Annotated in this window: 17 protein-coding genes and 1 pseudogene; 11 read left to right on the top strand and 7 right to left on the bottom strand. The window is 51.0% G+C overall.

Annotated features, from left to right (window positions below; genetic code table 11):
- Window positions 1-132: 132 nt before the first annotated feature.
- Genes FD09_RS08565 through FD09_RS08555 form a run of 3 tightly spaced genes read left to right on the top strand, consistent with a single transcriptional unit; the run spans window position 133 to window position 4,095 of the window.
- The gene (locus tag FD09_RS08565; protein ID WP_057820383.1) at window positions 133-2,523 is read left to right on the top strand and encodes an ATP-dependent DNA helicase; all 2,391 of its coding nucleotides are present in this window, start codon (window positions 133-135) and stop codon (window positions 2,521-2,523) included.
- Window positions 2,498-3,211 (top strand): hypothetical protein, encoded by a 714-nt coding sequence (locus FD09_RS08560; RefSeq protein ID WP_083487695.1) that lies wholly within the window; start codon window positions 2,498-2,500, stop codon window positions 3,209-3,211. Before FD09_RS08565 ends, FD09_RS08560 begins: the two co-directional genes overlap by 26 nt.
- Window positions 3,208-4,095 carry a sce7725 family protein gene (locus tag FD09_RS08555; protein WP_057820380.1) on the top strand — a complete coding sequence of 296 codons (888 nt, stop codon included), beginning with the start codon at window positions 3,208-3,210 and terminating at the stop codon, window positions 4,093-4,095. The genes FD09_RS08560 and FD09_RS08555 overlap by 4 nt, the downstream gene beginning before the upstream one ends.
- Before the next feature lie 9 nt (window positions 4,096-4,104).
- On the opposite strand, the pseudogene FD09_RS08550 reads toward FD09_RS08555, so the two are convergent.
- The 4 genes and pseudogenes from FD09_RS08550 to deoC form a co-directional block, all read right to left on the bottom strand.
- Window positions 4,105-5,546 (bottom strand): annotated as a pseudogene (locus FD09_RS08550) (MFS transporter).
- A gap of 324 nt (window positions 5,547-5,870) precedes the next feature.
- Window positions 5,871-6,578 (bottom strand): purine-nucleoside phosphorylase, encoded by a 708-nt coding sequence (gene deoD, locus FD09_RS08545; RefSeq protein WP_057820378.1) that lies wholly within the window; start codon window positions 6,576-6,578, stop codon window positions 5,871-5,873.
- Between the two features lie 21 nt (window positions 6,579-6,599).
- Window positions 6,600-7,805, bottom strand: a complete 1,206-nt coding sequence (locus FD09_RS08540; protein ID WP_057820376.1) for a phosphopentomutase — start codon at window positions 7,803-7,805, stop codon at window positions 6,600-6,602.
- Between the two features lie 20 nt (window positions 7,806-7,825).
- Complete coding sequence (gene deoC / locus FD09_RS08535; RefSeq protein ID WP_057820498.1) at window positions 7,826-8,482, bottom strand: deoxyribose-phosphate aldolase; 657 nt, start codon at window positions 8,480-8,482, stop codon at window positions 7,826-7,828.
- A 231-nt stretch (window positions 8,483-8,713) separates the two neighbouring features.
- On the opposite strand from deoC, the gene FD09_RS08530 reads away from it, so the two are divergent.
- The 3 genes from FD09_RS08530 to FD09_RS08520 all read left to right on the top strand — a co-directional run bounded on the left by FD09_RS08530 (window position 8,714) and on the right by FD09_RS08520 (window position 12,267).
- Complete coding sequence (locus FD09_RS08530; RefSeq protein WP_057820374.1) at window positions 8,714-10,141, top strand: PTS transporter subunit EIIC; 1,428 nt, start codon at window positions 8,714-8,716, stop codon at window positions 10,139-10,141.
- On the top strand, window positions 10,086-11,003 hold the full coding sequence (locus tag FD09_RS08525) for an alpha/beta hydrolase (RefSeq protein ID WP_057820496.1): 918 nt from the start codon (window positions 10,086-10,088) through the stop codon (window positions 11,001-11,003). The genes FD09_RS08530 and FD09_RS08525 overlap by 56 nt, the downstream gene beginning before the upstream one ends.
- A 142-nt stretch (window positions 11,004-11,145) precedes the next feature.
- Window positions 11,146-12,267, top strand: coding sequence for an NAD(P)-dependent alcohol dehydrogenase (locus FD09_RS08520; protein ID WP_057820372.1), 1,122 nt, complete (start codon window positions 11,146-11,148; stop codon window positions 12,265-12,267).
- A gap of 449 nt (window positions 12,268-12,716) precedes the next feature.
- Here FD09_RS08520 and FD09_RS08515 read toward each other — a convergent pair whose 3' ends face one another.
- Window positions 12,717-13,187, bottom strand: a complete 471-nt coding sequence (locus FD09_RS08515; protein WP_057820370.1) for a threonine/serine exporter family protein — start codon at window positions 13,185-13,187, stop codon at window positions 12,717-12,719.
- 21 nt (window positions 13,188-13,208) lie between these two features.
- A complete protein-coding gene (locus FD09_RS08510) occupies window positions 13,209-13,991 on the bottom strand; it encodes a threonine/serine exporter family protein (protein WP_057820368.1) in 783 nt (260 codons plus the stop codon).
- A gap of 182 nt (window positions 13,992-14,173) precedes the next feature.
- On the opposite strand from FD09_RS08510, the gene FD09_RS08505 reads away from it, so the two are divergent.
- The 5 genes from FD09_RS08505 to FD09_RS08485 all read left to right on the top strand — a co-directional run bounded on the left by FD09_RS08505 (window position 14,174) and on the right by FD09_RS08485 (window position 19,735).
- Window positions 14,174-14,908 (top strand): ABC transporter ATP-binding protein, encoded by a 735-nt coding sequence (locus FD09_RS08505; protein WP_057820366.1) that lies wholly within the window; start codon window positions 14,174-14,176, stop codon window positions 14,906-14,908.
- The gene (locus tag FD09_RS08500) at window positions 14,901-16,535 is read left to right on the top strand and encodes a hypothetical protein (protein ID WP_057820364.1); all 1,635 of its coding nucleotides are present in this window, start codon (window positions 14,901-14,903) and stop codon (window positions 16,533-16,535) included. Before FD09_RS08505 ends, FD09_RS08500 begins: the two co-directional genes overlap by 8 nt.
- Window positions 16,536-16,686: 151 nt before the next feature.
- A complete protein-coding gene (locus tag FD09_RS08495) occupies window positions 16,687-17,454 on the top strand; it encodes an acetoin reductase (protein WP_057820362.1) in 768 nt (255 codons plus the stop codon).
- Window positions 17,455-17,822: 368 nt separating this feature from the next.
- Window positions 17,823-19,091, top strand: a complete 1,269-nt coding sequence (locus FD09_RS08490; protein WP_057820360.1) for a CPBP family intramembrane glutamic endopeptidase — start codon at window positions 17,823-17,825, stop codon at window positions 19,089-19,091.
- 14 nt (window positions 19,092-19,105) lie between these two features.
- Window positions 19,106-19,735, top strand: coding sequence for an SDR family oxidoreductase (locus FD09_RS08485; protein ID WP_057820355.1), 630 nt, complete (start codon window positions 19,106-19,108; stop codon window positions 19,733-19,735).
- A gap of 247 nt (window positions 19,736-19,982) precedes the next feature.
- Here the strand turns inward: FD09_RS08485 and FD09_RS08480 are convergent, their stop codons facing one another.
- Window positions 19,983-20,444, bottom strand: coding sequence for an Hsp20/alpha crystallin family protein (locus FD09_RS08480; protein WP_057820347.1), 462 nt, complete (start codon window positions 20,442-20,444; stop codon window positions 19,983-19,985).
- Between the last annotated feature and the right edge of the window lie 178 nt (window positions 20,445-20,622).

The following is a 20,622-nucleotide window of genomic DNA, read 5'->3' as shown; positions in this document are numbered from 1 at the left end:
GAACGAAAGTGAGCAAAACCCACTCATGTGCTCTTTCTACATAATTTAATAAGGTCATCTCCCAACTTCACCACACGAACGCTCGTTTCTTAGTATAATGGAAGTACTTATTTGTGAGAAAGGACCTGAGTGATGGCGAACCGGATTGGGGTGCGGGAATTTGTGGAATTTGAATGCAAATCTGGTTCCCTGGATGAAACCCAGAACAGTCAGCACACTGCCCAAGAAGGGGCCCGCATTCACCGCCAGCTGCAAAAGGCGGCGGGGCCGCATTATGAAGCGGAAGTGGCGTTGAAAACCACCGTATTGCTCAACGGTACCGAGTGGACAATTGACGGCCGAGCAGACGGCGTGGATGTGGATGACAACAGTGGTTTGACCGTGGTGGACGAAATTAAGACCGCTGAGGACGACTTCGCCGATCTGACCAACGACGCCCTTGGACGCTACTGGGCGCAAGTGGCGATTTATGGCCACTTTCTTTGTGCGGACCGGGATTTGACTCAAATCATCTTGCAACTCACCTATTATCAGACCACCACAAAAAAGATTACCCGGACCCAGTGGCCTTTTTCCGCCGCCGAACTCACCGAATATTTTGAAACCCTGGTGCATGATTACGAAAGCTGGATTATCTTCCGCGATGAGCTGCGGGAAAAACGGGATGCCTCTATTAAGGAGTTGGCCTTCCCATTTGGTCATTTTCGGCCGCAGCAGCGGGAATTTGCGGCGGCGGTTTATAAGACGATCCACACCAGCCAACGGCTTTTTGTCCAAGCCCCCACTGGCACGGGCAAAACCATGGCAACCCTGTTCCCGGCGGTGAAGGCATTGCGGGGCGAGAAAATGAACCGGTTATTTTACCTCACCGCCAAAGAATCCACCCGCCACAGTGCCGAGGAGGCCTGCCAGGTTTTGATCGACCAGGGTGCTCAACTGCGCTGCATTACTCTCACAGCCAAGGATAAAATCAGTTTTTGTCCACCGGAGAAGCGGACTCCGGAGACCTGTCCCTACTATAAAGATTACTATGATCGCAACAAGGATGCAGTGAAAGACATGGTCAGTCACGCGCATATGATGAACCGGGCGACGATTGAAAAATACGCTCGGGCGCATACGGTGGATCCGTTTGAGTTCTCACTGGATGCCGCCCGGTTCGCCGATGTGGTGATCTGCGACTATAACTATTTATTTGACCCGCTGGTGTTTTTACAACGGTTCTTTGCCCAAAGCGATCCAGATCAATTTTTCTTGGTGGATGAAGCCCACAATTTGATCCATCGAGCCCGGGATATGTATTCTGCCGTCCTCACCAATGCCCATTTGGCCACGGTGAGTCGGCACCTGACAAAAACTAATTTTCATAACGCCAAAGAAGCCCGCAACGCCCTCCGCCAATTACGGACGGCGTTTACTGAGATTGGCCAGCCCGTTCAGGAATCTGGTCAAGAAGAAGTCGTGACCACCGCTCTTAATCCAGATTTTAATCGGCGTGTGGCCCGTTTTTGCGATCGCATCCATGAGTGGCTGCCCACTCAGCCGCGCACTCCGCAACTGGAAGAATTGTTGGATGTCTACTTCGACTGTATTACCTTCATGCGCATCAGCGAATTCTATGGACCGCAATACCGAACTGTGGTGGAAGTGGATAAAAAGGCGGTCCAGGTGACTTTGCTCTGTCTGGACCCGGCCCCCTTCATTAACGATTCACTCCATAAGGGGCGCGGTGCAGTGCTTTTTTCTGCGACCATGTCACCGTTAGCCTATTATCAAGAACTCCTGGCTGATCCGACAGACAGTTTGTTGTACCAATTGCCGTCCCCGTTTCCTGCTCAGCACCAGCTCGTCTTGATTCAGGACAATATTGTCACCACGTATAAGCGGCGGGCGGCCAATGAAGATCGGATCGTCACCGCGTTGGCCGATTTTGCCAGGGCAAAGATTGGAAATTATCTGGTCTTTTTACCCTCTTATTCGTACTTACACCAGATATTTACAGCGTTTACCCAAGCCCATCCCGATATGGCGGCTTTCGAACAAACCAACGGTATGGATGCCGCGGCGCGGGCCGACTTTTTAGCCCATTTTGCGCCCCAGCCAACCGTTACCCAAATTGGTTTTGCTGTCTTGGGCGGTTCCTTTGGCGAAGGTATTGATTTGCCAGCGGATCGGCTGATTGGCGTGGCCGTGGTCGGGGTCGGACTGCCTGGTTTGTCTTTACGCAACAACTTATTGAAAGAATACTTTGATGCCCAGCGGGGCACCGGCTTCACTTACGCCTATCAGCTGCCAGGCTTAAACAATGTCTTACAAGCGGGCGGGCGCCTGATTCGCGGGATGCAGGATCAGGGCGTCATCTTACTGCTGGACGAACGCTTTGGTGAACGCCGGTATCAGCAATATCTGCCAGTGTCCTGGACTCGTAATATGCAGCGTGTCCACAACGACCAGCAACTGCAAACGGCCCTTGATGCATTTTGGAAGGAGCATACCGATGACGAAAACAGCCCTCACGCTTGATTTAGAACGGACGCTTTATGGCTATTGCCGTGAGAGCGGCGCCGCTGTGGTGGAAGAAGTGACCATGCCTGAGGAACGGGGAATCGTGGACACCTTGTCCTGTCAGTTGACCGCCTCAGGGGAATTTGAGTGGCGGTGCTATGAGCTGAAAGTGACCAAGTCTGATTTTCATTCCAGTGCTCAATTGTCCTTTGTGGGCCATTACAATTATTTCGTGCTGCCATTGGCCTTGTATCAGCAAGTCGCCGCGGAAATTCCCGCCCATATTGGCGTGCTCATTTACCGCCCCTTCGATGCCGCTGATCCGGATCAAGTGGCCACCGCGTATCCGGGGTATTTAACGATCGTCAAGACCGCCCGTCAACAGGCTCTGCAAGTCCCTGGGGAGCAATTGCTGGACCGTTTTCTCCATGCCCTCACCCGGGAGGTGGATAAGGCCAAACGGATGGATCTGGGGCTGACCGGCTTTGGCACAGATCAATTGTATCGGGAATTAAAACGGCGGGCCGCGGTGCAAGATCCGTTGTACCCCACCCAGCCTTATTACAACCGGTTTATTCAAGATCTAAACCAAGAAGCCATTACTGATTTGAGCGATCAGGCCACCGCGCTGCGCGCAGAAAACGCCCGCCTGCGCCGGGAAGCCAGTTACTGGCAGTGGCGGGCCGGTCAGAGGCGACTGCCATGAGTGGATTCCAATATTGGCCGCTACTACGGGGACGGCAATTTGATTTGCTGGCGTTACAATTATTGACCCAGGATAATTTACTGACCAATCGGATCATTCCTATGATTGAACCGATCCGAGATGCAGCGGGACTGCCGCGGTTATTGAAGCTGCGCAATCAAGCGGGGTTGCCCACCGTGGTGATTCGGAATCCGAGTGTGGGGACATATGGCTTGGGGACCCATAAACGGTATCCCTTAACCCCTTTTTTTGCGGACGCCAATGTATGGTCCGGCTGGTGGTGGCGACCGGATTTACAAATTCCGCCCGCTGCTCGTCAGGTATTATTAATCGATGACTTTCGCCGCTTACCGGCACCGGCGATCTTGATGCAATTTCATACGATCGTAGTGCAAAACGACCCGCGGATTACCCAGGCCATCGATCACCCTCGGCGTATTTTTCTTCATGATCCGTGGCCGCGGGTGCACCGTACTCGAGAATTTGCCCAATACGCCGACACGCCGCTCTTCACCGAGCGCCACTGGGCGATGCATCATGGCTTCGAGGGAATCAGTGACTACAGTCTCAATGGTGCCCCTTACTTTGACAAAGGTTGGCCGCAAGGGACAATTGCTTTCCATATCGCGTACTTGCGCGACGGCGGTATCTGGCTGCATCATTTCTTACCTCTGCCCACTGGCGGCACCCAGGCTGAACAGTTTCAATATCTCCAAGGTGAACTGCGGCGCTGGCTGGCGTCCCATCGGCACAGTATCTTATGGGATGGTCCCCTGAAAGAATTGCTGCACTACGGGGATATCAACCACTATCCCGGACTTGGGGTCATCAAAAAACTCAGCGTCGCCCACCAAATTTTATCGGTGCAGCAACTGCTGAGTTGATTGACATGACTATTTGGCCTGTACCCGCCGGTGCAAATACCGCCAGAGATTGATCAAGGTGGCCAGGGCACAGATGAAGAATGCCACCGTTAATGTCGTATGCATCCCGGCCAGAAAAATATCGGGACGGCCAGCAATGTAAGTGGTCGTCGGTTTGCCATAAGCTTGGCTCATGGACGCGAAGAGGACCGTCGTCGAAGCTGAAATACCCACGACCATCCCTAGGTTGCGGGCCAGGGCATTCATCCCCCCGGCCACACCCAAATCACGCTGGGAAACCGTGGACATGACGATGGTGTTGTTGGGCGACTGGAAAACCCCGTTGCCAAATCCCATCACCCCGACCCAAGTGCCAAAAAGCCACAACGGTGTGGATAACGTCGCGGTCATATACCCGATTTGGGTGATCGACAGAATGACTAGGCCGACAGTGGTCAATAATTCCGGGGCAAAGCGATTCTGCAGCGATCCAGAAATGGGCGAGACCACCACTTGCACAATGGGGAACAACATGAGGAGGTAGCCTGCCTCGTTGGGCATCAAGCCCCGGGCGTTTTGCAGATAGAATGGGGCAATGACGTTGAAAAAGAAGTTGGCCACGAAGATCAAAAACCCGTCAGCAAACTCATGGAGAAATCCAAGTTTTTAAATAGGTGGAAACTGAGCAGCGGATCAACTGCTCTTTTTTGCTCAATCCAGGCAAACAAAGCGAACACCAGAATGGCAAATGCAAAGAGCGCCAGCACGGAGAGGTTGGCAAACCCCACTGCTTGACCCATGAAGATTGCCAGAAACAGGCTAATAATTGCGACGGCAAACGTGATCGCCCCTGGCCAATCAATCGGGTGATTGTCCCAGGCAATATCTTTGGGCAAGATAAAATGGCCAAAACCAATCGTCAGCAACCCCAACGGGACATTGATCCAAAAGATGTAAGCCCATGGTAATTGGGCCAGCAACATGCCACCGATACCAGGACCAGCGATCGCTCCCAGCGAAACAAAGGATCCAATCAAACCCAATGCCTTGCCGCGCTCTTTCATCGGGAATACTTCTGTAATAATGCCGTTATTGGTACTCATGGTCATACTGGCACCAAGGGCTTGAATCACCCGCGCTGCTAAGAGAAAAATCAATGAATGGTTAAAACCGCAAAGTAATGAGCCAATGGTAAACAATACTGTGCCCACGCGAAAGACTCGAATCTTACCGAAGTTATCGCCAATTTTACCGAATAAGAGCAACAGTGCGCAGATGGTGAGGAGATAGATGGAGACGATCCACTCTGCCTGGTTGGTCATGATGTGCATGTCTTTGCTAATGACGGGTAATGCAATGTTGACGATGCTGCCGTCCAGTGTGGCCATGAAGGTGAACAATCCGACGGCGGTGAGAATCCACCAGCGATGTTTCTGGACCGTGGGGTTGTCGACATAGTTTGTTGTGGGCAAAATGTGACTCCTTTCGTGTAACTAGTCTGAGAGAAAAAAAGAGCTGTGCCAAAAGTTATCCTGATAAGCCGTGCCAAAGCTGCGCAATCTCCGGCGTCAGGGGGCTGGAACGTGGTGACGGCGCTTTGAACCCGCTGAGGAGCGCGGTTTCAAAGTCGCCTAACAGCATATAAACTTGGCCAAGACCGGGCCAAGTTTATTGCTGTTTCCACCACTGAGCCCCCCTGACGCCTCCGATTGCTCCGCGTTGGCACTGGATCTGGCAGGATTCAAACTTTTGTGACAGCTCTTTTATTATACGCTGATTTTCAGAAAAACCAGCTGCTACTTGCCCGTCGCGGCTTTCAATGCCACGTCCATCATGTCGCCGAAGGTGCGGGCGCGTTCTTCTGAGGTGGTTTCTTCACCGGTCAAAATATTGTTGGAAATGGTCATCACACCCAGGGCGTGGCGACCGTATTCTGCGGCAATCAAGTATAATGCGGCGCATTCCATTTCCAGCGCGAGGATGCCGTATTTTTGCCATAGTGCAAAGTCTTTGCCCTCTGCATAGAACTGGTCCTCGCTGAGAACATTGCCCACATGGACCGGGTAGCCGGCGTCTTTGGCCGCGTGGTAGGCGCGATCTAACAGGCCAAAATCGGCAATTGGGGCATAATGAATGCGATCTTTGAAAGTATGATCCACGACTGCAGAATCCGTGGAAGCGCCCTGGGCCAAGACAATATCTCGAATGTTCACGTCTGGGTTGATACTGCCAGCCGTACCTACTCGAATCAAGGTATGGACATCATAATCCTGAATTAACTCATTGGCGTAAATACTAATCGAAGGAATCCCCATCCCAGTCGCCTGGACAGACACTGGCGTGCCACCGTATGTGCCTGTGTAACCCCAGGCATTGCGCACCGTGTTATAGCGTTTAGCATTCGTCAGGAAGTTTTGGGCGATGTATTCCGCCCGTAATGGATCGCCTGGTAACAAAACAATATCAGCGATATCGCCCTTTTTTGCCTCAATATGCGTACTCAAAGTTTTTTCCTCCTGTTATTCTTACTTCAATGCGGACAAGAAGCTGTGACCGACTTCGTTACCGGTCACGTTGAAGTTATCCAAGATCGTCGCACCTAGGTTCGCGAACGGTGTCTGCACGCCGAGACTGCCAAAGCCAGTCATGTTGGAAGAATAGGCCAGCAGCGGCACATACTCCCGGGTGTGATCTGTGCCCCGATAAGTCGGGTCGTTACCGTGATCAGCGGTGATCATCAACAGGTCCGTGGGTTCCATCGCACTCAGCATTTCACCGAGTCGGCCGTCAAAGGCTTCCAGTGCTTCCCCGTCGCCCTTAGCGTTACGGCGATGGCCGTACATGGCATCAAAATCCACCAGGTTGGCGAACGCGAAGCCCGTGAAGTCTTCCTCTTTGACCACCCGAATCACATGATCCATACCATCCATGTTGGAAATCGTATGCCATCCTTGGCTGATTCCTTGACCTGAGAAAATATCATTGATTTTACCAATGCCCAAAGTGGTGTAGCCAGCTTTTTGCAGCCGATCTAGATCAGTTTCGCCCGTGGGTGGCAACGCGTAGTCGTGCCGGTCGCTGCTGCGCACAAAATGGTCTTTATCGGGGCCGCTGTATGGGCGAGCAATAATCCGGCCGATCCGGTACGGTTGGTCAATGGTAATCTTGCGGGCGTATTCGCAGATTCGATATAATTCTTTCAACGGAATAATATCCGTGTGCGCCGCAATCTGCAATACGGAATCGCCAGATGTGTAGACGATCAGATCGCCAGTCTTCATCTGTTCCTCACCATAGTCATGAATGACATCGGTGCCCGAATATGGTTTATTCACGATTACTTTGCGGTGCGCGAAGTCTTCAATTTTCTGAATTAATTCCGGTGGAAAGCCCTGAGGAAAATAGCCCAGCGGTTCGGTAACCGGTAAGCCCATCATTTCCCAATGACCATCCATACTGTCTTTCCCCGCCGAAATTTCGGCCATTTTACCGAAATAACCCAGCGGCCGTTCAGCAACTGGTACCCCAGCAATGGGATTATCTGGGCGAATATTGCTCAACCCCAGCTTGGCCAAATGGGGAATGTTCAATTTCCCTTGGAAGAAGGTACCAATGTGCCCCAGTGTATCAGCGCCCACGTCATTAAACTTGGCCGCATCGGGTGCTTCGCCGATACCAATGGAATCCAAAACAATCACAAATACGCGTTTAAATTTCTTGTAGTCAGCCATGCCTATAAATTCTCTCCTTTTTACTTTGCGGTCACAATGGCCACAGATGCACTGGCACCAATCCGAGTCGCGCCGGCTTCGATCATGGCCAGTGCGTCCGCCTTGGTATGAATGCCGCCGGCCGCTTTAACGCCGAGATGATCGCCCACGGTTTTACGCATTAATTCTACGTCATGAACTGTAGCGCCGCCGCTGGCAAATCCTGTGGAGGTTTTGACATAATCAGCACCCGCTTTTTCAGCCAATTGGCACGCAATTACCTTTTCATCATCGGTGAGCAGGACGGCTTCGATAATTACCTTCAACAGTCCGTGACCGGCATGGGTCGCCTCGGCCACAGCCTTGATGTCCGCTTGGACGGTATCATAGTGACGGCCCTTAAGCTCGCCGATATTGATCACCATGTCTAATTCATCGGCCCCGTCGGCCAACGCCTGCTTGCTTTCGGCCACTTTGCTATCGGTTGTGGTGGCTCCCAGTGGGAAACCAATGACGGTGCAGGTGTTCACGTCGGTGCCGACAAGCTGCTGATGGCATAATTTGACCCAATACGGGTTAATGCAGACTGAAGCAAAGTCATATTGCTTAGCCTCCGCAATGACCCGCGTCACGTCTGTTTCAGTGGCCTCCGGTTTCAACAACGTGTGATCCAAGTATTTTGCCAGTGGTTTATTCAAGATTTGTCTTCCTTTCTTGATTAACGTTAAAAAGTCATCTTTCCGTAAGACTTTCGCCGCGTTTTTTAGCAGCAAAAACAGTACAATGAAAATGAAGCGTGACTGTCCACCAAAGACCGGTACCGAACGTTCGATCATTCTCCCGGTGGGCTTTACCCTCGTATTTTACCATGACTTTGGCTGTCACCGATATTTAATAAAAGCGAATACAGCTAGAAGGGAGCTGGTGCTATGCTCAGTCCCATGGAAACTTGGCTTGCCAATCGTTATTTACGGATTCAACAATACATCCGGCAAAAAAAAGTCTACATTGCGGTTTCTCATACCCTCGGCAGTTTACTGCCTTTTGTCATCATTGGTTCTTTCTTGCAGGCGTTTGCCCGCAGCGCATTGATGGCTAACGGTTTCTTCTACAATATTTACCACGTGGGTGAATGGTTGCCCAATGCGCGCAACATCGGTCAGGTCGTGAATTCCTTGAGCGATATCACGATTAATTTCTCGTTGTTTATTGCCGCATTTCTCTTCGCTAAATACTTAGCACGCTTGTACAAATTAAATGATGGCATTGTGGGCTGGACCGCTTTACTGGCCGCGATGATTTTACAAACCAATATTGTCAACGGTCTGAATCGGGTCAACTTGGTCAGCGGACTGAATAATAACGGTGGTGGCGTCCATAACCTCTTTGTCGGATTAATCGTGGGTTATGTGGCCGCTCAAAGTTATCGGAGCTTGACCTGGATCGCCGCCCATTGGCAGCATGCCCCAGTCAGTTGGCAGGATGAAACCTTTGTGACCCGGGGATTGCAGGCCATTTTCCCGGTATCTATGATATTGGCCGGGGCTTTGGGGTTGTCTTTCTTGATCAGTCTCACTGGTCAACAAGGTTTCGCTGGATTGGTCCTCTACACAATTGCCCTGCCGCGGTGGGTCTTCTCACATGCTATCGTGACAATCATGATTATCACTTTCTGGAATAACATCTTGAATGTGATCGGTTTGTCCGGACCACTTTCACCATTTACTCAACTGACCATTGATTCTAGCCAATCTACCACAAATCTTTCAACGGCTCTGAAGAATGGATCGCTCAATAACTTGCCGTATCCGGTGACGTTCCATACGATTTACGACACTTATGGGGCCATGGGCGGCAACGGCATGGTCTTGGTGCTGGTCTTTGCCCTCATTCTCTTCTCCCGCCAACCGGATCGCCGTCATGTGGCCTGGTGGAGTTTGTTTCCAACGTTAATGAATTTTAACGACATCGCCATGGTGGGCTTCCCGATTTTCTTCAATCCGATTTATATCGTGCCCTATCTTCTGTCACCGCTCGTCGGTATGTTTGTGGGATGGGTACCGATTCATTTCCATTGGATACCACCAGTGGTGTACAGCGTCCCCAACACCACGCCCAGTTTCCTCGCAGGCTTCATGGGCACGAACGGAAACTGGGCGGTCTTGCTCGTGAGCGTATTGGCCCTCATCGCCAGCCTGCTTGTTTATCTGCCATTCATTCGAATCGACAATTTAGTCTGGTTAAAGACGCTTGCTGGTGAATTACCGGATCAACAAACAGAGGAGGTGAAAATCAGTGGCCATGAAGTTATCGCCCAACGAACAGGCCCAGCTGTCAAAAAGTCCGAGTCGTATTAAACGGATCATTTGGCTGGTCATCGCCTTATTGCTGGTGGCCGGCATGGCAGTTCCTGGGTATTTCTACCAAAAAACCGCCGTGGCCAACGCTCGGGTAATTCATAACTCCCGGATGGCCCCAGTGATTTTTATCCCCGGCTCCAGTGCCACCCAAAACCGGTTTGATTCCTTGATTAAGGAACTGAATAGTCGCTCCATCGGTCACAGTTATCTCAAAATTACTGTCAAGACAAATGACGAACTCAGTATCACCGGTAAAATTGGGACAAACGACAATGAACCATTTATCGTGGTCGGATTCCAAAACAACAAGGATGGTTACAGTAATATCAAAAAACAGGCCCGATGGTTCAGTATTGCCATGAAGTACTTGCAAAACCGTTACCGTTTTAATAATTTTGTGGGCATCGGCCATTCCAACGGCGGACTGATTTATACCTTGTATTTGGAAGAGTACCTGAATCAGGATGACCTCACGATTAATAAACTCATGACCATTGGAACACCTTATAACTTGTCTGAAAAAAACATTGCCAACCGAACGGAAATTTTGACAGATATGATTAAGGATAGAACATATTTACCTAAAAACATCCGGATGTGGTCCATCGCCGGGACCGAAAACTATTCCGACGATGGCATTGTCCCTGTAGAATCTGTAGAAGCTGGTAAATATGTGTACCAAGATCAAGTCAAGCAATACACCCTGATCAACGTCACCGGGGATGACAGCCAACATTCTGATTTGCCGCAAAATCAAGAAATTGTGGGTTACATCCAGCAGTATATGCTGACTAACCCGAACCAAAATCGGCCAGGGACGCGAAATAATACCGGTCAAGGCAGCCGTAACTCAAATTAATCACTCATTTCGAAGAGGGCACTCGCCCAGATATCTGTGAATCGGATACCTGGGCGAGTGCCTTTCTGCAAAATCGGCATTGACAGAGGATTCAAGTAAACACATACTGTAGGTGTAAACAATCACAAGGGGGTTTGCGAGTATGAAGATTAAAGCAGCTGTTGTTGATAAACAGGGAGCAGATTTCAAGATTCGCGACGATATTGAACTCGCTCCCATGGGTCCCGACGATCTGCAAGTCCATATGGTCGCCACCGGAATTTGTCACTCTGATGAGGCATTACGCATTGGCGACGCAGTGATCGGCTACCCGATCATCTTGGGCCATGAGGGTTCCGGTATTGTTGAAAAAGTGGGACCAGAAGTCACCCAGTTCAAGCCTGGCGACCATGTTGTCTTGAGTTTCTATGCTTGTGGAAACTGTGAAAACTGTCTCAAAGGCATTCCGACACAGTGCTTAAATTACGCTCATAACAATCTCTCTGGCACCCGTCCCGATGGCAGTGCCCACTTTACCGAAAACGGTAAGCCGATTGCAGACATGTTCGATCAAAGTGCCTTTACAACCACCACTGTCGTCCGCGAACGTAACGCTGTGAAAGTCGATAAAGACTTAGATCTGCGTGAATTAGGACCACTGGGTTGTGGTTATGTGACCGGCTCTGGCACTGTGCTAAACACCTTGAAGCCAAAGCCAGGTGATACCATTGCCGTATTTGGTACTGGGGCTGTTGGTCTGGCTGCCATGATGGCTGGCCGCATCTCTGGCTGCACCAAGGTTATCGGGGTTGATATCGTCGACTCCCGGTTAGCTTTAGCGAAAGAGTTAGGTGCCACCGATGTCATCAACAGCAAGACCACCGATCCCGTCAAAGCCATCCAAGACTTAACCGATGGCCGCGGCGTGAACTTTGCCGTCGATACCACTGGTGTCACTCAAGTGATGGAAGACTCCATCAAAGCCTTAGCCCAAGGCGGCACCACCGCCACGATCGCTGTGACTAAACACCACATTGATGTGGATACCTGGAATGACCTCTGTGTCGATGACAAAAAGATTGTGGGCGTCAACATGGGCGATTCCATTCCGCAAATCGACATTCCCCGCTTACTCCGCTTCTACAAGATGGGTATGTTCGACTTCGACAAGACTGAAAAATTCTATAAATTCAGCGAAATCAACCAAGCCAACGCCGACTCCCGCTCCGGCAAGACCATCAAGCCAGTCCTGATCATCGACGAAGACTACGTACCGGGAAAGTAATTATCTGAGTCACCCTTATTTTGGCCGCGATAAAGTTTCGAACTGGACGGATATAGTGCCAATGCGGAGCAATCGGAGGAAAAATGAGGGGCTCAAAGCGCCGTCACAGCTTGCTACGCCTGCGGCTGCGCACTTGCTGCGCTTCGCAGCCCCTCATTTTTCCGTAGATTGCGCAGCATTGGCACGGCCGCCGAGAAGAAACCTTATCGCGGCCTATTTTTGCGCAAAAAAATAAGCAACCAGCCTAATGGGAGAACCCCTCAGGTTAGTTGCTATGACCAGTACTGATCCAAAAACCAATAGCCAGCGGACTCCACAATCCAACTGACGGTATCCTGCAAATCCGACAGTGCACATTCAAGTGCTGATATCCTGGCAGTATTGGCGCATTACTACGCCGTTACTCGACTCATCGCATGCATTTACAATACCACGCGAACCTACCTGTTTCAAGGTCGCTGCCGAAACTGCCAGCTCGATCGCAGATACCGGCTATAAAATTCACCGAATAATTGGGCGATCATGAACCCCACCGCGATCGACCCCGCCACCAATGTGACCCGCACGACAAGACGCATGGAGGCATCAATGTCGCCCAACACCAATTCCCGGACGGCTTGGTACGCTGTCGCCCCAGGAACCAATGGAAAAAGGCCAGGTATATTGAAGATGATGGCTGGCATTTTATACCGCCGCGCAAACAGCACCCCAGAAAAGGCCAGGATGACAGCCCCAGCAGTGTTGGCCAACATCCGCCCACTCCCCAGCTGCCACAAGACCCAATAAACCATCCACCCCAGCAGTCCCGACCATCCGCAGGGAATCAATGCCCGTCGGGGGACGTTAATACAGAGGGCAAAGGCCGCCGTGGCAAAGAAGCTAAAAAGTGCTTGGATAATGAATTGCAACCAAATTGGCATGTCGATCTCCTTTCAGACAACCTAAGCCCAGGGAATCAGGAAACGGAAAATCAGGGCGATCCCCACGCCAATCGCGACCGCACTCAAAATGGCTTCTACACCGCGAGCAATACCGCTGAGCAAGTCACCAGCCAGTAAGTCTCGAATCGAGGTCGTCAACGCCACGCCGGGGACCAGCGGCATGACGCCGCCAATTAGAATGTTATCGATGCTATGTCCTAAACCCAAGAGAATCCCCACGTAGGCGATGATTCCCACCGCGAGGGCGGCGACTGTCTGGGTGATGAAATAAACCCGAGTGAACCGGCCTAAGTAATACGCCACAAGATACCCACCGGTCCCGGCTAGCGCTGCCAGCGGCATGTCCAGCCAATCGTATTGGCCGGAAAAGATGATCATCAATAACGCGCTGGCCACGGCTGCCCCAACACATTGGAGCCATAACGGAAAGGTCGGAGTGGCCCGGTCCACATCCCGCAACGCGGCATAGAGTTGGTCAAAATCGATCTGTTGCGCCGCAAACAACCGGCTTAAATTGTTGACCCGGCTAATTTTTTCAATATTCAATACCCGCTGATCGACTGTCCCCAGTGAGGTCAGCGGCCGGTCCTGCAAGCCCACAAAAATACCCGTGGGGGTCGTAAAAATAACCGGGTGTTCAATCCCGGCATTTTGCGCGATCCGGCGCATGGTGTCCTCCACCCGATACATCTCTGACCCATTGGCAATCATTAGGCGTCCCGCTAATATGCAGGCATCCATGACCCGTTCCATGTAGGTCCCGACCTGCCGTTGAATTTCCATTATGCCGCCTGCCTCCCGATCGTGTCGTTTCTCCTAGAATACGGTGTCTAGTGCCGGTTGTAAAGAGATGGCCGCAGCATAAAAATGAGTCGTTATTTTCCCCAACTGATTAAGTGGTATGGTACGATAATTGCAAATATGTGAAATTTATCCTCAGTACCACCCAAACAAGGAGGTCCCTCATGAAACAACTCCAAATTAGTCAGTTGGACAAGGCGTTTGATAAGCAGGTCATCTTTAATCAAGCCAGTTACACGTTTGATCAAGGGAAGATTTATGGCTTGCTTGGCCGTAACGGTTCTGGCAAGTCCACCCTATTTAATATGATTGCCCGCAACATCCCTCTGGATCACGGCGAAATACGCATTGATGCCGATGATGGCCGTGGCTTGCAAAGTAGTTATCCAGATATCGATGTCGGAATGGTATACACCCAACCTCACCTGCCCGCATTTATGACCGGTGCCGAATTTGTGAAATTCTTTGTGGAAATTAACAGCCGCCGCCTGGCCGCAATCCATACCTCCCAAAACCCCCGGGATTTCCTAGACATGGCTGGTTTATCCGAGGCCGACGGCAATAAGTTGTTACGGGATTATTCAGAAGGCATGCGTAACAAATTACAAATGGTAGTCTCCCTCATGCTCAAGCCGCCAGTTCTCTTACTGGATGAGCCTTTGACCACCGTGGATGTCGTGGCCGCCCACGAGATGCAGCAAATGATCGTGCAAATGAAGACGGATTCCGTGGTGGTTTTTTCCACCCATATTATGCAGCTGGCCCAAGATATTTGTGATGCCGTGGTGCTGCTGCATAATCACGGATTGGAGGAACTCACCGGATTGGACATTCACTCCCAAGCGTTTGAAGATGAAGTGATTGCCCGTTTAACAGACGAGGTGACCGCTGATGCGTAGACTGATTCAGCTCTACTGGTTCAAACACCGGGTCAAAACCACGAGCCGATTGAATGGCTTCTTCTGGTTTCTGCGCCATTTACCGTGGATCGGTAAAAAAATCTCGCCGCGGGTCTTTCAGCTTCCTGGGCTGAAACTCGCCGGGGCGGTCATCATCGCCATCGCTCGGTTGGCCATGGCCATTGGTTTCTCCCTATTGGTCTTTCTGATTGGCTTCCTGGGCAGTGATCTTTACTTTTCCAATATTCTTCAGACTAACCCCAAACACGCCGGCCTGTTCGTGGCGGCGATGTTTGCGACCCTGACCTGGGCGACGGCCTTGGCGCTGTTGCGGGGGTTCGTGCTGACGGATTTGAGTATTGAAAAAGAAGACCTCGACTTGGCGGATCAGTTCGGCATCGGCCGCCAGGATGTCGTTTCCGAATTTGCCATCGGCGGCACCATCAGCTCTTGGGTGACCGGGGCGTTGATTCCGTTGACTCTTTTTGCCATCTTGTCCCGCAACCCCTGGCTCGCCATCACTGGACTGGGAATCAGTGCGCTGACCCTGTTATGGGGTGAATTTTTGCCCCGATTTACTTGGCACCATCAGAATCGAGCCTGGCCCAGTGCGATATTGTATTGGTTAGTGATGGTGGTCATTCCGGTTCTCTTTTTCTTCACCGGCCGTCTGATCACCTTGGCCCACATTGTCTTTTCGCCGATCGGTGCGGCGATCGTCTGGGTGCTCAATGCGGCATTTCTCTACACCTGGTGGCAATTTAAAGACACCCCTGCTTTATTAACAGAAGCCATCATGACCCAGCTGGGCGCCCAGGCCGTCTTAACCAAGGCCAAGAGCAATCAATACCTGGATGAGGGCACCACCATGCAGCAAAAACTGACGGTCAATACCACTGGCGAAATGGTGAAAACCAAGACGACCGGCAACAACTATCTCAATACCCTGCTCTTTGCCCGCTACCAAAAACAACTGATGCGCAAGTTTGCCATCCGTGCAGGTATGATTGCTGCGGTGGGAATCGCCGGGTTATTGGTCATCAAAATATTCGGCACGACCAAGAACTTCACCAATGATGGGATCACCAGCGTATACGGCCTTCTTTTCTTCGTCATGTTTCTGGCTTCTTTCGGCCGGCCCATTGTCCAGATGCTCTTCGTCAACTGTGATTCCGCCATGTTATATTACCCGTTCTACCGCCAGCGGCAAGCTATCTTGAAGGGGTTCTTCTATCGTTTTGGCCGGACTGCCCTCTTAAATAGCGGCATCAGTGCGCTGATTTTCGTCCTATTTCTTGGACTTTACTTGGTGGCGCCTTACCCGCCCAATTCCACTTTCTATCTTGTATTAGCCTTGGAACTAGTCGGCTTAACCCTATTCTTTTCCTTCCATGAATTGTTCCTCTATTATTTGCTGCAACCATTCACAGACGATATGAACGTGACGAGTCCTGTCTACAAGACCATCTACGGGGCCATGTACTGGGTCTCCTTCGGGGTGATGCGGGCCAATTTATCCGGTTACGGTTATGCCATCGCCATTGGTGTCATCACTTTGCTCTATGTCGCCATCGGGACGGCGGTCATTTATCAGAAAGCGCCGCAAACATTCCGTGTCAAAAGCTAGACCAGTTTAACAGCATCACGACGCAGTTGTTATCGCTTTCACTTTTGCTTGATCCATGCTATGATATGACCCATAAAAGCGAGAAGCACCGGTCATGTTTCTGAAAGCTTTGCCCGGTTATCTTCTCAATCCAACAATTGGAGGAACAACCATGACAAAAACAGCAATTGTCACTGGCGCCGGTCAAGGTATCGGGCGCGGTATCGCCTTACAACTCGCTAAGGACGGCTTCAACATTGTGGTCGCTGATTTGAACGAAAAAACTGCGGCCACCACGGCTGCAGAAATCAAGAACTTGAATGTGGACAGCATCCCGGTGGTCGCCGATGTGTCGGATGAAGAAGCCTTTCAGCATTTGATTGCCACGGCTAAAGATCATTTCGAAACCATCGATGTCTTGGTCAACAATGCCGGTATTGCCCAAGTTGGGCTCATTGAAGAAACCAGCAAGGAAGACTTCGAAAAGATCTTCCGAATCAACGTGAACAGCATTTTCTTCGGTATTAAAGCGGTGGCGCCGGTCATGCGGGCTCAAGGCGGCGGCACGATCATCAACGCCGGTTCCATCGCCAGTCATAAAGGAATCGAACTGCTCGGCCCGTATTCCGCCACGAAGTTCGCCATTCGGGGATTGACCCAGGCCGCCGCCCAGGAATTGGCCAAGGATCATATCACAGTCAATGCGTATGCTCCTGGGATCGTACTCACCCCAATGTGGGATCTCATCGATAAACGAATGAGTGAAATCCACGGTGTGCCAATCGGCGCATCCCGGCAGAAGTTCATTGACGGGATCGCCTTGGGCCGCGGTGAACAGCCCGAAGATGTGGCTGGCTTGGTATCCTTCTTAGCTAGTGACAAAGCGGGTTACATCACTGGTCAAACCATTATTGTCGATGGCGGGATCGATTACGTTTAATCCGTAATTGTGAGGGGTGGGACAAAATCACTCCTGATGCGCCGTGCCAAAGCTTCACAATCTCCGGCTGAAATGGGTGGCGACGCGCAGCTAGTGCGTAGCCGCAGGCGAAGCTAGCTGTGACGGCGGTTTGAGCCCGCAAAACCCGCGGTCTCAAACACGCCTAACCACATCCGCGCAAAGAGCGCGCGGTGTGGTTTCCACAGCTGAGCCCATTCAGCCTCCGATTGCTACGCATTGGCACTATATACATCAGGGTTCAGGATTTTGTTCCACCCCTTTTTTGTGCATTCGCCTTTAATGATTTCCTCATTTATGGAATAATTGAATCACATACTCTGTCCGTATCCGAGAAAGGAAGTCTCCCTATGACCGTTCAACCAGTAATCACCACCAACCATTCCGCGAATCCGATTACCCCGTTTTGGCGGTGGTGGTTTGTCCTCCAGGGCGGCCTGTTCACCTGGCTGAGTCTGGCGGCGCTGGGCGGTAAAGACCGGCTGCTGGGGGTAGCGGCCGGTCTTGCGGTGGCATTGATCGAAAGCCTATTGCTATATGTGGCGACGCGGACTACACCCCACAACATTATTTTACGTTGGCTTTATGCAGCTAACTTTCTTCTCCAAATTTATACCGTGCCATTTTTGATCGCCAATATGACCAATGTCGTATTGCGTTGGCTCGATCTGCGCAACAGCCTCGTGGCCACCATTGTGTTAGCGGGCCTGTTAGCCCTTGGCGCCGTCCTGCATATTCCCTGCGCCATGGTGCTTCTTGCACCGCTGCGCAGTTTATGGACGCGGGGAATTGTGGCCATCGTCAGCTTTGACGGTGTGGTGGGTGCGTCTACCGGCATTACTGATCATCTGAGCAAAGCTGTCTATCCAGCAGTTTGGCGGCAACTGCTGGATACCGGTCTTTATGGGGCGTTACTGTTGGTCCTGGTGGGCGCCATCGCCATGTATCAATGGGGTTATCGCGGCCCCAGTTGGCGGTTTAACCCCCAGGCACAATGGTGGGTATTGACGATTGCCGCCGTGGTAATACTCTATTTCATCGGTCAAAATTCGTTTGGCGGCGGCGATTCGTTCAAGGGATTAGTGGTGTGGCAGTTCCAACTGAAAGCAGTCAATTTTACTTCCATCGCCGAAGGGTTACGGGCCGGAATTGCGGAGGAGTGGCTCTATCGCTACATCGTTTTGGCGTTGTTACTCCACGGACTGCACGATTCCCGCTGGCAAATTGGCGGCAGTGTCTTTTTATGCGGCTTCCTATTCGGTGTCTGGCATCTGGACAATGCATCGGTCCAACCTTTGCTGGCGACATTGGATCAAGTCCAATTTGCGATCATTACCGGCTGGCTCATCGCGGCATTGTACTTGTACACTGGCTCATTCATCGTACCGGTGGCGTTCCACGCCGGGCTGGATATCCTAGCCATTATGGCCAGCGGCACGACGCTATCCAGTACACCGACCTTTAACCAATACTTGTGGGGTACTATCGTAGAACTGACGCTCGTCCTATTGACGGTATGGCTGCTGACGGGCCGCCGCAAAGACGCGATGACGTGGACGGTGGATAATATCGTACCGGGAAACACCTTGCATTTTTCAACACCATTTATTCAAGCCTAAAGGAGGAACAATTAATGAAAGTATTAGTTATTGGTGCACATGGTAAAGTGGCCCAATTGTTGATTCCTAAGTTAGTCGCTGCCGGTCACACCGTCATTGGCGGAGTGCATAATACGGATCAAAATGCAGCAATTGAAAAATTGGGTGCGACACCCATCATCTTTGATTTATTAGGACCCGTGGAAAAGATGGCCGCCGCCATGCAATCCGTGGATGCGATTGTCTTCAGTGCCGGTGCTGGCGGCCGCGGCTACGACCAAACGATTCTAATTGACTTGGATGGTGCCGTGAAATCCATGGAAGCCGCAAAGATGGCTGGTGTACGCCGATATGTAATGGTCAGCTCTGGCGCCAGCAATCACCGAGAGACTTGGGGAAATGCCATTCGTCCCTACATGGCTGCTAAGTTCTATGCAGATCGGGAGTTAAAACGCTCTGCTCTGGACTATACGATTATCCGTCCGGGCATATTGACCGATGACCCAGAGACCGGTCTGTATCAAACGCCCACTACTAATCAGCGGTCCATTACCCGCGGTGATGTGGCAGAATTCATTAATGCTGCGATTGCCGATCCGGCAACGATCCGTCAAGCGTACGACATCGTCAACGGCCCATACTCCCTCTCAGAAGTTCTACATTAAGCAATTGCACGTACCAAAAAATCGGCACCGTTAGCTTTTTACAGTTAACGATGTCGATTTTTTGTGTGCTTCATAAACTGTCCTATCTATGCCGCTGTCAATTGTACACGCAATCAACCGGTGATCTGCTTCGGACGATTTACAATATATACCACGGGTTCTGCCCGCCACAGCGGATAGCCGTCAGTGGCAAGTTCACCGATTCATCCAATGGGCAATTCCGGCAAACGACATATGGCGATCCAAGTTATTGAATCTCAATGTGGCGACCAAGCTCCTTAGATTCAGTCAGCTTAGGCAAAGTGATTGTGAGTACGCCTTTGTCGAAGTTGGCCTTAATGTTCTTCACATCGACGTTAGGGAGTTGATAGCTCCGGCTCATGGTGCCGCTGGAACGCTCAGACATAAGGACATTGCCGTCCTTGTCGGCGTGATCCTCTACATCATTCTTGGAAACATTAATGCTCAAAACATTGTCGTGATAGTTGAGCTTAATATCATTCTTGTCGACACCTGGGATGTCCACCCGAGTGATATAAGCGTTCTTAGTTTCCTTCACGTCAGTTAGCAGTCCGTTAACGGCTGTTGAGCTGATGCTTGGCTCTTCCCAATCGCCAACGACTGGATTGAAGAACCGACGCGCTAAGTTTTCAAAGAACGTATCGTTCATTAACGCATTGTTGCGACGAGTCATCATATCAGTAGCCATAACAGAAAACTTCCTTTAGTTCTGAATTTAGAACGCTGGTTGAAGGCGCTGATCTCTCAACTCCTTCTCCCTCGCTCCACCTATAATGTACCACCATTTAGCACTTATGTTAAGTGATTGCCAAAATTGGTTTGACTAATTGACCGTGGCTGGAACACAACCGACGTGCCACAGCTGA

Source organism: Schleiferilactobacillus perolens DSM 12744, assembly GCF_001435585.1.
Classification (GTDB): Bacteria; Bacillota; Bacilli; order Lactobacillales; family Lactobacillaceae; genus Schleiferilactobacillus; species Schleiferilactobacillus perolens.
Note: the sequence above shows the minus strand (reverse complement) of the source record. Positions and strands in the feature narration are given on the sequence as shown.